A 12830-nucleotide genomic window follows, 5' to 3' on the forward strand; every position below is an offset into this window, starting at 1 on the left:
GGGGACGCGACGCGCGGCATGGTTCCACTGACCCCAGGGCCAGAATCTCTCCCCGGCCAGGCATTCGAAGGCGACCGGCTCGATATGCCGGTCGTCATCGTCTCGGCGCTCGGGGCCACCGGCACGCGTGTGGAAGACTTCCTCGCGCGTCTGGTCGATGGGCCGATCTGGCAGGATCAGTCCATCCGGTCGCCCGATCGCAAGGTCGACATCCAGGCGTATCTCGCGCCCGAGGGACTCAGGTGCGTGATCCGTCTCCGCGAGGGCGTCTGGTACCATCATGCGTTCGGGACGCTGCACGTGTGGGGTATGCCACTTCCGCCGGTCAGGACAGGCGAGCACATTCCGCTCACCCATGTCCTGCGCCATGACATGCTCGACAACCTGCCGATCATGGTACGCGCGGCGACGGAGCTGAACGCGAGAACGGCCGGCCTGGGGACTTGTCTCCGCGTGGACATGCCCATGGTGACGATGGCCTTGCCCAGACACCCATCGTCAAATACCGATGGGGTTTGACTTACAGCATCCATCGTCTATTGCCGATGGATGAAAGACGAAGATGCACTGGTCGCCCTGGCCGCCCTTGCGCACCCGACCCGGCTGGCGACCTTCCGGACGCTCGTCCGGCATGAACCGGACGGGCTGTCCACCGGACGACTCGTCGAGACGCTGGGCCTGACGCAGAGCACGTTCTCGACTCATCTCGCCGTGCTCGCCAAGGCCGGCCTCGTCCGCGCCGAGAAGAACGGCCGCAACCAGATCCAGCGGGCGGACATCGCCGCACTCCGCGCGCTCATGGTCTTCCTGGCCAGGGACTGCTGTCAGGGAAGTGCCGAACTGTGCGAGCCACTGCTCGCCGAACTCACCTGCTGCTGACGCGGAGCACCGACATGACCGACATCGTGATCTACCATAATCCCGCCTGCGGCACGTCGCGCAACGTGCTCGAGCTGATCCGCAACTCCGGCGTCGAGCCGCACGTCGTCGAATACCTGAAGACGCCGCCGTCCCGCACGATGCTCGTCCAGCTGATCGAGCGCGCCGGCATCACCCCGCGCCAGCTGCTCCGACAGAAGGGTACGCCGTACGCCGAGCTGGGTCTCGACAACGGGGCGATCAGCGACGAGGATCTGGTCGACGCAATGATGGATCACCCGATCCTCGTCAACCGCCCGCTGGTCGTGACTCCGCTCGGCGTGCGCCTCTGCCGTCCATCGGAAGCGGTGCTGGACATCCTGCCGGACGCGCAGATCGGCGCTTTCGCGAAGGAGGACGGCGAGCAGGTCGTCGATGCCACTGGGAACCGCGTGGCGGGATGATCGCCGCGCTCTTCATCTTCGTCGTCACCATCACGCTCGTCATCTGGCAGCCCCGCGGCCTCGGCATAGGCTGGAGCGCGGTGGGCGGCGCGGCGGTCGCGCTGATCGCCGGCGTCGTCACAGTGTCGGACATCCCGGTCGTCTGGAACATCGTCTGGAACGCCACCGCCACCTTCGTCGCGATCATCGTCGTCAGCCTGCTGCTCGACGCCGCTGGCTTCTTCGAGTGGGCCGCGCTCCACGTCGCCCGTTGGGCTGGCGGTCATGGCCAACGCCTGTTCGCACTGGTCGTACTGCTGGGTGCCGCCGTCTCGGCAATCTTCGCCAACGATGGTGCGGCGCTCATCCTCACCCCCATCGTCATCGCGATGTTGCGGGCACTGGGCTACGGTCCGAAGCCGACGCTCGCCTTCGTCATGGCTGCCGGCTTCATCGCAGACACAGCCAGCCTGCCGCTGGTCGTCTCGAACCTCGTGAACATCGTCTCGGCCGACTTCTTCCGCCTCGGCTTCGGCGAATATGCGCTGGTCATGGTGCCCGTCGATCTCGCCGCGATCGCCGCCACGCTGCTCGTCCTGACGCTCTACTTCCGGCGCGACATCCCTGCCGAATACGACGTCGGGCAGCTTCGGCTGCCGGGGGACGCCATTCGCGACCCGGCGACTTTCCGCACTGGCTGGATCGTCCTTGCGCTGCTGCTCGTCGGCTTCTTCGTGCTCGATCCGCTCGGCGTGCCCGTCAGCGCAGTGGCGGCGGTCGGTGCGCTGCTGCTGCTGGCGGTCGCCGCCCGGGGCAAGGTCATCGAGACGCGCAAGGTGATCCGTGACGCTCCATGGCAGGTGGTGATCTTCTCGCTGGGCATGTATCTCGTCGTCTACGGTCTGCGGAACGCCGGTCTTACCACTCATCTCGCCACGCTGCTCGACCGCACCGCCGAAGGCGGCGTCTGGGGCGCGGCGTTCGGCACCGGCATCATCGCGGCCGTGCTGTCGTCGGTCATGAACAACATGCCGACCGTGCTGGTGGGCGCGTTGTCGATCGACGCGTCGCACGCCACAGGCACTGTGCGGGACGCGATGATCTACGCCAACGTCATCGGCTGCGATCTCGGCCCCAAGCTCACGCCGATCGGGTCGCTGGCCACGCTTCTGTGGCTCCACGTCCTCGACCAGAAGGGCGTCAAGATCGGCTGGGGCTACTACTTCAAGGTCGGGGTGACGCTGACGGTGCCCGTGCTGCTCATCACGCTCGCCGCCCTTGCCCTGAGGCTCTCCATCGCATGACCGCCATCGTCTACATTGCCGCGGCACTCGCCGAGATCGCCGGCTGCTTTGCCTTCTGGGCGTGGCTCCGGATGGGCAAGTCACCGCTCTGGCTCGCCCCGGGCATCGGGTCGCTCATCCTCTTCGCATGGCTGCTCACCCGAGTGGACAGCGACGCGGCAGGCCGAGCGTATGCTGCGTATGGCGGCATCTACATCTGTGCATCGCTCCTCTGGTTGTGGAGCGTAGAGGGTGTCCGACCAGACCGATGGGACGTCACTGGCGCCGCGCTGTGCCTGGTGGGCACCTGCGTGATCCTGCTTGCGCCGCGAGCCGCCTGACCGCGACCAGCCATACTGGAGCTACCCACATGCCTCTCCGCACCATCACCGATCCGACGCACATGCCGGCTCTCGACCGATCCTTCGTCATCGATCGACCGGCGCTGGGTCTCGGGTCGGATCAGCTACCGCCGCGCATCCTTCTGCTCTACGGGTCGCTGCGCGAGCGCTCGTTCTCCCGCCTCTGCGTCGAGGAGGCGGCGCGTCTACTGCAGCTGTTCGGCGCCGAGACGCGCATCTTCGATCCCAGCGACCTGCCGCTGCCCGACAGGATAGCGGGTGACGACCACCCGGCGGTGCACGAGTTGCGCGAACTGTCGATGTGGTCGGAGGGCCACGTCTGGTGCAGCCCGGAGCGGCATGGCCAGATCACGGGGGTCATGAAGACCCAGATCGACCATCTGCCGCTTTCGATGGGTGGAATGCGCCCGACGCAGGGCCGTACTCTCGCCGTCATGCAGGTGTCGGCCGGGTCGCAGTCCTTCAACAGCGTCAACACGCTGCGTCTGCTTGGCCGCTGGATGCGAATGTTCACGATCCCGAACCAGTCGTCGGTTGCGATGGCCTACAAGGAGTTCGGCGACGACGATCGCATGCGGCCCTCCAGCTACTACGACCGCATCGTCGACGTGATGGAGGAGCTGGTGCGCTTCACTGTGCTTCTACGACCCCACTCAACACAGCTTGTCGACCGCTATTCAGAACGCAAGGAGCGCGGGGTTCTCCTTGATCCATCCATAGACCACTCGGCGATCGCCATCGCACGATGATCTCCTGCTGCGGTCACCGCCGGCGGCTAAATACCTTCTTTCCCGGCTTTCTGATCTTAACCGAACGCGCCTTACGCCCTCTCTCCTCGGCCTCTGGAAACAGTCCTGACATGTCACGTATCGCCCGGCTCATCAGCATCGCCGCGAAGTCCAGCGCGGAAGCCATGTAGAAGGTGTCCTTCTCGTTCCGGAACCCCGCCCCCCGGCCGTGCTCGCTCATCCGGTAGAAGGCGACCGGGCCCGTATGGGTGTGGTTGCTCAGGAACCGGTAGAAGAAGCGGAACCCCTTCTTGTCGAGGTCGGTCCGGTCGATCACGTCATCCTGGACGAAAGGCGTCTTTTCGCCCTTCAAGAGTTCCCGCCGCCTCTTCTCCGGTAGCGCCGCGAGATAGGGATTTGCGGCGAACCTCGTCTCCAGGTCGGTCCGGACGACATTTCGGAGTGCACGCGTCTCTTCGTCCATCTCCTCCTCACCAAGCTCTGCGAACAGTTTCGCCCTCGACCCGTCGTCGTGAAGGTTGAGAAGGATGATGCGTGAGTCCTTCTGATCTTGCGGCACGTCGTCGATGCACAGGAAGAAGAAGAACAGGTAGCATTCGGCCAGATTGCGCGCGATCGACGCCACCGCGCTGAAATCCACGTGCGTGTTCGGGCCCATCGTCGGCGTCAGCGTCTGGATGCTCTTGGCCGTCACCACCAAACGGGTGAAGAGTACCGATGCCCAGTAGTGCTGCGGCGTGGGGCTGGGTATCCCACTCGCGCCAACGGAGACGACTTCCGCAGCCGATACGAGCTTGCCGAAGGCGGCTCGGGCGGGAACGTACATGGCCTCCGCCTTCATCAGCGGGCTCCCGGGGCGAACGCCTCGAGGATGCGACACTCCGCCATGGTGCCGCCGGCGCAACTTGAGATGACTCCGGCCAGTTCGCGCCGAAGCACCGTCAGGTCGGCGATCTTGCGGTCGATCTCCTCCAGGTGTCGATTGGCCAGTGCGTCCACCGTGCCGCAGTCCCGATCGCGCTGAACGGCCATGTCGAGCAGCGCGCGCACCTCGTCCAGCGAGAAGCCGAGATCGCGCGTGCGGCGGATGAAGCGAAGCCGCTCCAGATCCTCCGGCCGATAAGACCGGTAGTTGCCTGCCGTCCGAGCCGGAGGGGCGATCAGTCCCGCGCGCTCGTAGTAGCGCACCGTCTCCACCTTGGTGCCGGTCGCTTCCGCCAGCTTGCCGATCGTCAGTGCATTCATCTCTTGACCCTGTAGCAGCTACAGGGTCCATATAAGACGTCGCACGACGAACACGAAGGGCGACGACCATGGCCTGCGGCAGCTGCTGCGCATCATCGAACAAGGGGACATCCGCCGATCCCACGTGGCGGCGGGCGCTCTGGATCGCGCTCGGCGTGAACGCCGCCATGTTCGCCGCCGAGATCGTCGCGGGCGTGGCGGGCGGATCGAAGGCGCTGCAGGCGGACGCGCTCGACTTCCTCGGCGACAGCGCGAACTACGCGATCAGTCTCGGCGTGGCCGGCATGGCGCTGGCCTGGCGAGCGAGGGCGGCACTGCTCAAGGGCGCGACGCTCGCGATCCTCGGCGTCTACGTCCTGTCAGCGGCACTGTGGTCGGTCAGGCACGGCGGTACGCCGCAGGCCGGGATCATGGGTGTGGTCGGCGTGATCGCGCTGGTGGCGAACGCCGGTGTCGCGCTGATGCTGTATCGCTATCGCACCGGCGACGCGAACATGCGCTCGGTCTGGATCTGCTCGCGCAACGACGCGATCGGCAACGTCGCCGTGGTGCTCGCCGCAGCCGGCGTGTTCGGGACCGGCACCGCCTGGCCCGACCTGATCGTGGCGGGCATCATGGCCGTGCTCGGCATCAGCGGCGGCGTGCAGATCATCATGCAGGCGCGATCCGAACTCGTCCCGAATGGACGGGGTTACACGGTGGCGGCGGAATGATAGGAAAAGGCATGCGCAAGCTCGTGCCCTTCCTGGCGTGCATGATGCTGGTCCTTACGACGTGGGCCGGCATGGCGCATGCTGCCGAAGCAGGCGGCGTCGAGATGAGCAGGACCGAGATGGCCGCCCACGCGCCCGGCGACGGCGACGAGGTCCCGGCTGATGCCGACAAGGGCTACCCGCACCACCACGCGAGCTGCCACGAGCACCACGTGAACACGCCGATCATCGAGACGGCGGCGATCCCGATCCTCGCGGCATCGACCTTGCCGCCAGCTGATCTCAGCCGCGCGCTGAGCGGGCACGACCCGGAAGCGGCTCTCCGACCTCCGCAGGCCTGACGCGTCGTTCGGGCGCGCGGATGCGCGTCCACGCACTACCGTCAGGAGCATTCCATGCATCGCATCATCGCGGCCGTCCTGGCCGCAGGAGCCTGCGCATCGTCGCTGCAGGCCCAGACCGACCGGATCGTCGCCCCGGCGCCGGTCCTTACGCTCGCCGAGGCGCTCGACAGGGCGGGCGCGTCGTCGCCATTCCAGGACGCTGCAGCGGCCGGCATCCGTGCCGCCGAAGCACAGCGCCTCGTCGCCGGCCTTCGTCCCAACCCGTCAATCGTCGGCGAAGCGGAGAACGTCGCCGGCACCGGCATCTATCGGGGGCTCAGATCGTCGGAGACGACGCTCGGCCTCGCGCTGCCGCTGGAGCTCGGCGGCAAGCGCGGCGCCCGCATCGCCGTCGCCAAGGCGCAGATCGGACGTGCCGGTCTCCAAGCCGAGATCACGCGCGCCGACCTGCGGCTGAGGGTCACGCAGACCTACAACGCCGCCGCCGCCGCCCAGCGTCGGGTCATCATCGCGGAGGATCAGGTAGGCATCGCGGCCGAAGTGCTGCGTGCCGCCCGCGTGCGGGTGCAGGCAGGCCGCGCATCGCCGCTTGAGGAGCAGCGCGCGGACGTCGCCCGCGTTGCCGCCGAGGGGGCGCTCGAACGGACGCGACGATCGGCCGTGGCTGCGTCCGGGAATCTCGCCCGGCTGCTCGGGATGCCGGTGGGAGAGCTCGATCGCAGCTGGTTCGACGCGGTGCCTTCGACCGGCACGATGCGACCGATGGCGACTTCCGGGACCCTGACGGTCGCCGCGGCGCGCGCCGACCTCGACACGGCGAGCGCGCAAGTGCGACTGGCGCGAAGCCAGCGGGTGCCCGACCTCACGGTCAGCGCCAGCGCGCGGCGACTGGAGCAGACCAACGACGTCGCCGCGGTGTTCGGGATCTCGATCCCTCTCAACGTCTTCAACAACGGGCGCGCCAGCATCGCCGTGGCCGAAGCCCAGCGCGAGCAATCAGATGCGCAGCGGCGCGTCGCGCTGCTCGATGCCGAGCAGGACGTGGCGACGGCGCAGGCCGAAGCCGAAAACGCCGCGACTACGGCGCGCAACGCCGCTGGACCGGCGCTTGCCGCGGCGACCGAGGCCGCCCGCATCGCCCGCATCGGCTACCGCGAAGGCAAGTTCGGGCAGCTCGATCTGCTCGATGCCGAACGCACGCTGCTCGAAACCCGCACGGCCGCGATCGACGCGCTGGCCGCCCATCACGACGCGCAGGCGCGCCTGGATCGGCTGACCGCCGCCGCGCCGCTTCCCAAGGACAATCAACGATGAACCGCATCATGAAGGCCGCGATACCGGCCGTCCTGGCGCTCGCCGTCTCCGGCTGCGACCGCTCGGCGGAGCCAACGGAGAACGCCGGCGAGGCCGGGGAGACCAAAGAGGCAGCCACGGGCGATCCGATGAGCGCCACGCTCTCCGCGCAGCAGATCGCGGACGCAGGCATCGAAGTCACCCGTCCGACCGTCGGCGGCGTCGCCGGCGCGATCGAGCTCCCCGCGACCATCGAGGGTGACCCGCAGGGCGTGCAGGTGGTCTCGGCCGCCATCGGCGGCCGGCTGGTCTCGCTTACGCGCAATCTTGGCCAGCCGGTGCGGCGCGGGGAAACGCTCGCTGTCATCGAAAGCCGCGAAGCCGCAAGCCTCAACGCCGAGGTGGAAGCGGCGAGCGCCCGCTCCAAGCTGGCCCAGTCGAACCTCCGACGCGAGCAGCGCCTGTTTGCGGAGCGGGTGTCGCCGGAGCAGGACCTCGTGGCTGCCCGCACCGCCGCGACCGAGGCGAACATCGCGCTGCGTCTCGCCCGTCAGCAGCTGTCGGCCACCGGTGGCGGCGGCGGCGCCCTCAACCGTATTACCGTCCGTTCGCCCATCTCGGGTCAGGTGATCGCCCGCTCGGCGACGCTGGGCCAGCAGATCGCCGCCGACGCGGAGATCTTCCGTGTCGCGAACCTGGCCAAGGTGTCGGTGACCATGTCGCTGGTGCCCGCCGATGCCGGACGCGTCGCGCCAGGGGCGCGCGTCGAGGTCGCGTCGGCCGGACGACGCCAGGAGGGCCGCGTGACCTTCGTCTCGCCGATCCTCGACGAGACCACCCGGCTGGTGCCGGTGATCGCGACCATCGAAAACGCTGGCGGCACGTGGCGCGTCGGCGAGAACGTCAGCGTCTCGGTGCTGCTGCCCGCGACCGGCGATCGCAGCGTCGCCGTGCCGTCCGCCGCCGTGCAGATGATCGGCGACAAGCCGCATGTCTTCGTCCGCACGCCGTCGGGCTTCGAGGCGACCCCGGTGACGCTCGGCCGCACCAACGGCGGCTCGGTCACCGTCATGGCCGGCCTGACCGGCGAGGAGCGCATCGCCTCCACCAACTCGTTCACGCTGAAGGCCGAACTCGGCAAGGGCGAAGCCAAGGACGAGGACTAGGCCATGCTCGCCAGTATTGTCACTTTCGCCGTCGAAAAGCGCTGGCTTGTCCTGCTGCTGACGCTCGCCTCGGCACTCGCCGGGGTGTTCGCCATCCAGCGGCTGCCGATCGACGCCGTCCCCGACATCACCAACAACCAAGTGCAGATCAATGTCGTCGCGCCAGCGCTCTCGCCGGACCAGATCGAAAAGCAGGTCGCCTTCACCGTCGAGACCGCGCTCGCCGGCACTCCCGGCCTCGAATACACCCGCTCGCTCAGCCGCAACGGCTTCGCCCAGGTCACCGCGGTGTTCGACGAGAAGACGGACATCTACTTTGCGAGACAGCAGGTCGCCGAACGGCTTCGTACGGCGGAGGAGAGCCTGCCCGAGGGGGTGAACCCGGAGATGGGGCCGATCGCAACCGGGCTCGGCGACATCTTCATGTGGACAGTCGAGTATCGCGAGCTCGACCAGGTCAACCACCGCAACGGCGAGCCCGGTCTTCAGAAAGACGGCAGCTACATCACGCCGGAGGGTGACCACCTCGTCGATGCCGCAGACAAGGCGACCTACCTTCGCACCGTTCAGGACTGGATCGTCACCCCGCAGCTGAAGAGCAGCGCGGGCCTGGCCGGGGTCGACAGCCTCGGCGGCTACACCAAGCAATATCTGGTCGTCCCCGACATCCAGCGCATGGCGGCGATGAAGATCACGCTTCAGGATCTCGCGACAGCGCTCAAGCGCAACAACACCAGCGCCGGGGCTGGCGTCGTCAACCGCAACGGCGAAGGGCTGGCCGTCCGTGCGGATGGTCGCGTGCGCAACGCCGACGAACTGGCGCGGACCGTGATTGCCACGCGTGAGAGCGTGCCGATCCTGCTCAGCCAGATTGCCACGGTCCGCACCGGACAGGCGCTGCGCATGGGTTCCGCCTCCGAGAACGGCCATGAGGTCGTGGTCGGCACCGCCGTCATGCGGATCGGCGAGAACAGCCGCACCGTGTCCACCGGCGTGGGCGAACGGCTGAAGGCAATCGGCCGCGCGCTGCCCGTTGACGTGGTGGTCAAGCCGGTGCTCAACCGCACCGAGCTGGTCAACTCGACCATCGCCACGGTCGCGCGCAACCTCGCCGAGGGCGCGCTGCTCGTCATCGTCGTGCTGTTCGCGCTGCTCGGCAACTTCCGCGCGGCGCTGATCGCGGCGCTCGTCATCCCGATCACCATGCTGCTGACCAGCGTGGGCATGCTGCGGGCAGGCGTATCGGCCAATCTGATGAGCCTTGGCGCGCTCGACTTCGGCCTGATCGTCGACGGCGCCGTCATCATCGTCGAGAATGCGCTCCGCCGGCTCGGCGACGCCCAGCACGGCCGCAGCGAGCCGCTGCCGCTTAGACAGCGTCTCGACCTTGTCGCGGCCTCGGCCCGCGAGATGATCCGCCCGTCCGTCTACGGTCAGGCGATCATCATCCTCGTCTATGCACCGCTGCTCACCTTCACCGGCGTCGAGGGCAAGATGTTCGAGCCGATGGCGCTGACCGTTATCATCGCGCTCGTCTTCGCCTTCATCCTGTCGATGACCTTCGTGCCCGCTGCCATCGCCATCTGGCTCAGCCGACCGGTCGACGAGAAGGAAAGCCGGGTCATCGGCTGGCTGCGTCGCCGCTACGAGCCGGGTCTCGGCAAGGCGATGGGGCGGCCGAGCGTCACGCTCGGCGTCGCAGTCGGTGCGCTGGCGCTGGCCGGCGTCGCGTTCACGACGCTCGGACAGGAATTCCTGCCGCAACTCGACGAGGGCAACATCCTCGTCCAGGCCGTCCGCATCCCCGGCACCTCGGTCGACCAGAGCCAGGCGATGCAGTTCCAGGTCGAGAAGATGCTCGCGCGTCAGCCCGAGGTGCGCTTCGCCTTCTCCCGCACAGGCACGTCGGAGATCGCGTCCGACCCGATGCCGCCCAACGCCACCGATACCTTCGTCATCCTGAAGCCGCGTGCGGAATGGCCCGACCCCGGACTTGCCAAGGAGGAGTTGGTGAAGCGGATGGAGAAGCGGCTCTCGACGCTGCCGGGCAACGCCTACGAGATCACCCAGCCGATCCAGATGCGCTTCAACGAACTGATCGCGGGCGTTCGCGGCGACATCGCGGTGAAGGTGTTCGGTGACGACTTCGGCGGCATGAACGATGCGGCCGACCGCATCGCCGACGTCCTGCGCAGGACACGCGGTGCCGTCGATGTGCGGGTCGAGCAGACCGAAGGACTGCCGATGCTTGACATCCGCCCCAACCGCATGGCGATGTCGCGGATCGGGGTCACGGCCGGCGACGTGCAGGACACCGTCGCCGCCGCGATCGGTGGTCGCGAGGCGGGCGTGATCTTCGAGGGCGACCGCCGCTTCCCGGTGGTGATCCGCCTATCCGAAGCGTCGCGATCGGACCTGACCGAGGTGGCGCAGGTGCCGGTGCCGACCTCAGCTGGTGGCTTCGTGCCGCTGTCGACGGTCGCCGACATCGCGGTCGTCGACGGCCCGAACCAGATCAGCCGCGAGAACGGCAAGCGCCGCGTCGTGGTGCAGGCGAACGTCCGCGACCGCGACGTGGCGGGTGTGGTGGCGGACGCGCGTGCCGCGATCGACGCGCAGGTGAAGATGCCGCCGGGCACGTACGTCGAATGGGGCGGGCAGTTCGAGAACCTGGCCTCCGCCCGCGACCGGCTGCTGCTCGTCGTCCCCGTCTGCTTCGCGGTCATCATGCTGCTGCTCTACGGCGCGCTCGGCTCGGTGCGCGACGCGGTGATCGTCTTCACCGGCGTGCCGCTGGCACTCGTCGGCGGCGTGCTGGCGCTGGTCCTCCGGGGAATGCCGTTCTCCGTGTCCGCCGCCGTCGGCTTCATCGCGCTCTCCGGCATCGCAGTGCTCAACGGGCTGGTCATGGTGTCGTCCATCCATGACCTGATGGCGCGGGGCATCGACCGGGTGCAGGCCGCCCGTGATGGGGCGCTAGCCCGTCTTCGCCCCGTCGCAATGACGGCGCTCGTCGCCAGCCTCGGCTTCGTACCGATGGCGCTAGGCCACGGTGCGGGCGCGGAGGTGCAGAAGCCGCTGGCGACGGTCGTCATCGGCGGCCTCATCTCGGCGACGCTGCTGACCCTGTTCGTCCTGCCGACGCTCTACGCCCGCTTCGGCGGATGGCGACGCGCCGACACCGTAACCCAAAAAACACTCGAGGAGGCGCACCATGGCGCATGACCACGGCTCGGCCGGGCACTCGCACGACCACACGACAGGCGCCAACGCCAAGATGCTCGGCTGGGCGCTCGCCCTGACCTCCGCCTATCTCGTGGCGGAGGTGATCGGAGGCATCGTCTTCAACAGCCTCGCCCTGCTGTCCGACGCCGCGCACATGATGACCGACGTCGCGGCGCTGGTGATCGCGCTGCTTGCGATCCGGCTGGGACGCAAGGCGCCGGACGAGAAGCGGACGTTCGGCTACCGACGCTTCGAGATCCTTGCCGCCGCCTTCAACGCGGTGCTGCTGTTCGGCATCGCGATCTACGTCTTCGTGGAGGCGATCAGGCGGTTCACCGAGCCGCAGGAGATCCAGTCCTGGGGCATGATGATCGTCGCGGCGATCGGCCTGGTCGTGAACCTGATATCCATGCGGCTGCTGACCGCGGGCAAGGATGCGAGCTTCAACGTCAAGGGCGCCTACCTCGAGGTGTGGGCCGACATGATCGGCTCGATCGGCGTCATCGCGGGCGCCGCGGCGATCCGGTTCACCGGCTGGACCTGGATCGATCCCGTGGTTGCGGTGGCGATCGGCCTGTGGGTGCTGCCGCGGACGTGGATACTGCTGCGCGACACCACCAACGTGCTGCTCGAGGGTGTTCCATCAAGCCTGCGGCTGACCGAGGTCCGCGCCGCCATCGCAGCCGTGCCGGGCGTCGCCGGACTCCACGACCTCCACGTCTGGTCGATGTCGAACGACGACGTCAGCTGCACCGTGCACGTGACGCTGGGACAGGGCTGCGATCCGGACCCCGTCCGCCTCGGCGTCGCGGCCATGCTGGACCAGCGCTTCGACATCTCGCACGTCACCGTGCAGACCGAAGCACCGGGCGAACCATGCGGAGACGGGCACGAGGTCCATGCCTGACGACGCGCCTGCGGCACGAAGACCGCCCCGACGATGGTCGGACGAGGACGACGACGATCTGCGTCGACGCATCGCCGCACGTCAGCAGATCGGCGACATCGCACGGGCGATGAACCGGACCGTCGACGGCATCCGCGGACGGGCGGCTACGCTTCGTCTGAGACTGCCGGGGCGGAACCGGCCATGGCGGACCAACGGCGGCACCGTCCCCGACGGTCAGGACTGAGCGGCGGGAGCGCAGG

General features: G+C 67.9%; 15 protein-coding genes. 13 read left to right on the plus strand and 2 right to left on the minus strand.

The annotated features are described in order from the left end of the window. Positions 1 to 18: 18 nt before the first annotated feature. The 6 genes from ASE78_RS02380 to arsH are packed head-to-tail and all read left to right on the plus strand — an operon-like array spanning position 19 to position 3695. Complete coding sequence (locus ASE78_RS02380; RefSeq protein WP_156351244.1) at positions 19 to 519, plus strand: hypothetical protein; 501 nt, start codon at positions 19 to 21, stop codon at positions 517 to 519. A gap of 30 nt (positions 520 to 549) precedes the next feature. Beyond that, the gene (locus ASE78_RS02385) at positions 550 to 879 is read left to right on the plus strand and encodes an ArsR/SmtB family transcription factor (protein ID WP_056492697.1); all 330 of its coding nucleotides are present in this window, start codon (positions 550 to 552) and stop codon (positions 877 to 879) included. Between the two features lie 14 nt (positions 880 to 893). Continuing rightward, positions 894 to 1322, plus strand: a complete 429-nt coding sequence (arsC, locus tag ASE78_RS02390) for an arsenate reductase (glutaredoxin) (protein ID WP_056492700.1) — start codon at positions 894 to 896, stop codon at positions 1320 to 1322. Further along, positions 1319 to 2605 (plus strand): arsenic transporter, encoded by a 1287-nt coding sequence (locus ASE78_RS02395; RefSeq protein ID WP_056492703.1) that lies wholly within the window; start codon positions 1319 to 1321, stop codon positions 2603 to 2605. The genes arsC and ASE78_RS02395 overlap by 4 nt, the downstream gene beginning before the upstream one ends. Next, a complete protein-coding gene (locus ASE78_RS02400; protein ID WP_056492708.1) occupies positions 2602 to 2925 on the plus strand; it encodes a YnfA family protein in 324 nt (107 codons plus the stop codon). The genes ASE78_RS02395 and ASE78_RS02400 overlap by 4 nt, the downstream gene beginning before the upstream one ends. A 29-nt stretch (positions 2926 to 2954) precedes the next feature. Continuing rightward, positions 2955 to 3695, plus strand: coding sequence for an arsenical resistance protein ArsH (arsH, locus tag ASE78_RS02405; protein ID WP_056492711.1), 741 nt, complete (start codon positions 2955 to 2957; stop codon positions 3693 to 3695). A 13-nt stretch (positions 3696 to 3708) separates the two neighbouring features. Here arsH and ASE78_RS02410 read toward each other — a convergent pair whose 3' ends face one another. Further along, the gene (locus ASE78_RS02410; protein ID WP_056492714.1) at positions 3709 to 4536 is read right to left on the minus strand and encodes a DUF5677 domain-containing protein; all 828 of its coding nucleotides are present in this window, start codon (positions 4534 to 4536) and stop codon (positions 3709 to 3711) included. Further along, positions 4536 to 4940 (minus strand): MerR family transcriptional regulator, encoded by a 405-nt coding sequence (locus ASE78_RS02415; RefSeq protein WP_056492717.1) that lies wholly within the window; start codon positions 4938 to 4940, stop codon positions 4536 to 4538. Before ASE78_RS02415 ends, ASE78_RS02410 begins: the two co-directional genes overlap by 1 nt. A gap of 68 nt (positions 4941 to 5008) precedes the next feature. On the opposite strand from ASE78_RS02415, the gene ASE78_RS02420 reads away from it, so the two are divergent. The 7 genes from ASE78_RS02420 to ASE78_RS02450 are packed head-to-tail and all read left to right on the plus strand — an operon-like array spanning position 5009 to position 12814. Further along, positions 5009 to 5653, plus strand: coding sequence for a cation transporter (locus ASE78_RS02420; protein ID WP_056492720.1), 645 nt, complete (start codon positions 5009 to 5011; stop codon positions 5651 to 5653). Between the two features lie 11 nt (positions 5654 to 5664). Then, a complete protein-coding gene (locus ASE78_RS02425) occupies positions 5665 to 5994 on the plus strand; it encodes a hypothetical protein (RefSeq protein ID WP_056492724.1) in 330 nt (109 codons plus the stop codon). 54 nt (positions 5995 to 6048) lie between these two features. Further along, positions 6049 to 7311, plus strand: coding sequence for a TolC family protein (locus ASE78_RS02430; RefSeq protein WP_056492728.1), 1263 nt, complete (start codon positions 6049 to 6051; stop codon positions 7309 to 7311). Then, entirely contained in the window at positions 7308 to 8456 is a 1149-nt protein-coding gene (locus tag ASE78_RS02435; RefSeq protein ID WP_056492729.1) for an efflux RND transporter periplasmic adaptor subunit, read from the plus strand. Before ASE78_RS02430 ends, ASE78_RS02435 begins: the two co-directional genes overlap by 4 nt. A gap of 3 nt (positions 8457 to 8459) precedes the next feature. Next, positions 8460 to 11681, plus strand: coding sequence for an efflux RND transporter permease subunit (locus ASE78_RS02440; RefSeq protein WP_056492732.1), 3222 nt, complete (start codon positions 8460 to 8462; stop codon positions 11679 to 11681). Next, positions 11671 to 12588, plus strand: coding sequence for a cation diffusion facilitator family transporter (locus ASE78_RS02445; RefSeq protein WP_056492735.1), 918 nt, complete (start codon positions 11671 to 11673; stop codon positions 12586 to 12588). The genes ASE78_RS02440 and ASE78_RS02445 overlap by 11 nt, the downstream gene beginning before the upstream one ends. Further along, entirely contained in the window at positions 12581 to 12814 is a 234-nt protein-coding gene (locus tag ASE78_RS02450; RefSeq protein WP_056492740.1) for a hypothetical protein, read from the plus strand. Before ASE78_RS02445 ends, ASE78_RS02450 begins: the two co-directional genes overlap by 8 nt. Positions 12815 to 12830: the final 16 nt, after the last annotated feature.

This window comes from Sphingomonas sp. Leaf25, assembly GCF_001421635.1.
Lineage (GTDB): Bacteria > Pseudomonadota > Alphaproteobacteria > Sphingomonadales > Sphingomonadaceae > Sphingomonas.

Bases quoted from the DNA above. Each gene is read 5' to 3' on its own strand.
- ASE78_RS02410 (WP_056492714.1), bottom strand. From the start codon at position 4,536: ATGAAGGCGGAGGCCATGTACGTTCCCGCCCGAGCCGCCTTCGGCAAG.
- arsC (WP_056492700.1), top strand. From the start codon at position 894: ATGACCGACATCGTGATCTACCATAATCCCGCCTGCGGCACGTCGCGC.
- arsH (WP_056492711.1), top strand. From the start codon at position 2,955: ATGCCTCTCCGCACCATCACCGATCCGACGCACATGCCGGCTCTCGAC.
- ASE78_RS02450 (WP_056492740.1), top strand. From the start codon at position 12,581: ATGCCTGACGACGCGCCTGCGGCACGAAGACCGCCCCGACGATGGTCG.
- ASE78_RS02395 (WP_056492703.1), top strand. From the start codon at position 1,319: ATGATCGCCGCGCTCTTCATCTTCGTCGTCACCATCACGCTCGTCATC.
- ASE78_RS02385 (WP_056492697.1), top strand. From the start codon at position 550: ATGAAAGACGAAGATGCACTGGTCGCCCTGGCCGCCCTTGCGCACCCG.
- ASE78_RS02415 (WP_056492717.1), bottom strand. From the start codon at position 4,940: ATGAATGCACTGACGATCGGCAAGCTGGCGGAAGCGACCGGCACCAAG.
- ASE78_RS02445 (WP_056492735.1), top strand. From the start codon at position 11,671: ATGGCGCATGACCACGGCTCGGCCGGGCACTCGCACGACCACACGACA.
- ASE78_RS02420 (WP_056492720.1), top strand. From the start codon at position 5,009: ATGGCCTGCGGCAGCTGCTGCGCATCATCGAACAAGGGGACATCCGCC.
- ASE78_RS02380 (WP_156351244.1), top strand. From the start codon at position 19: ATGGTTCCACTGACCCCAGGGCCAGAATCTCTCCCCGGCCAGGCATTC.
- ASE78_RS02400 (WP_056492708.1), top strand. From the start codon at position 2,602: ATGACCGCCATCGTCTACATTGCCGCGGCACTCGCCGAGATCGCCGGC.
- ASE78_RS02425 (WP_056492724.1), top strand. From the start codon at position 5,665: ATGCGCAAGCTCGTGCCCTTCCTGGCGTGCATGATGCTGGTCCTTACG.
- ASE78_RS02430 (WP_056492728.1), top strand. From the start codon at position 6,049: ATGCATCGCATCATCGCGGCCGTCCTGGCCGCAGGAGCCTGCGCATCG.
- ASE78_RS02440 (WP_056492732.1), top strand. From the start codon at position 8,460: ATGCTCGCCAGTATTGTCACTTTCGCCGTCGAAAAGCGCTGGCTTGTC.
- ASE78_RS02435 (WP_056492729.1), top strand. From the start codon at position 7,308: ATGAACCGCATCATGAAGGCCGCGATACCGGCCGTCCTGGCGCTCGCC.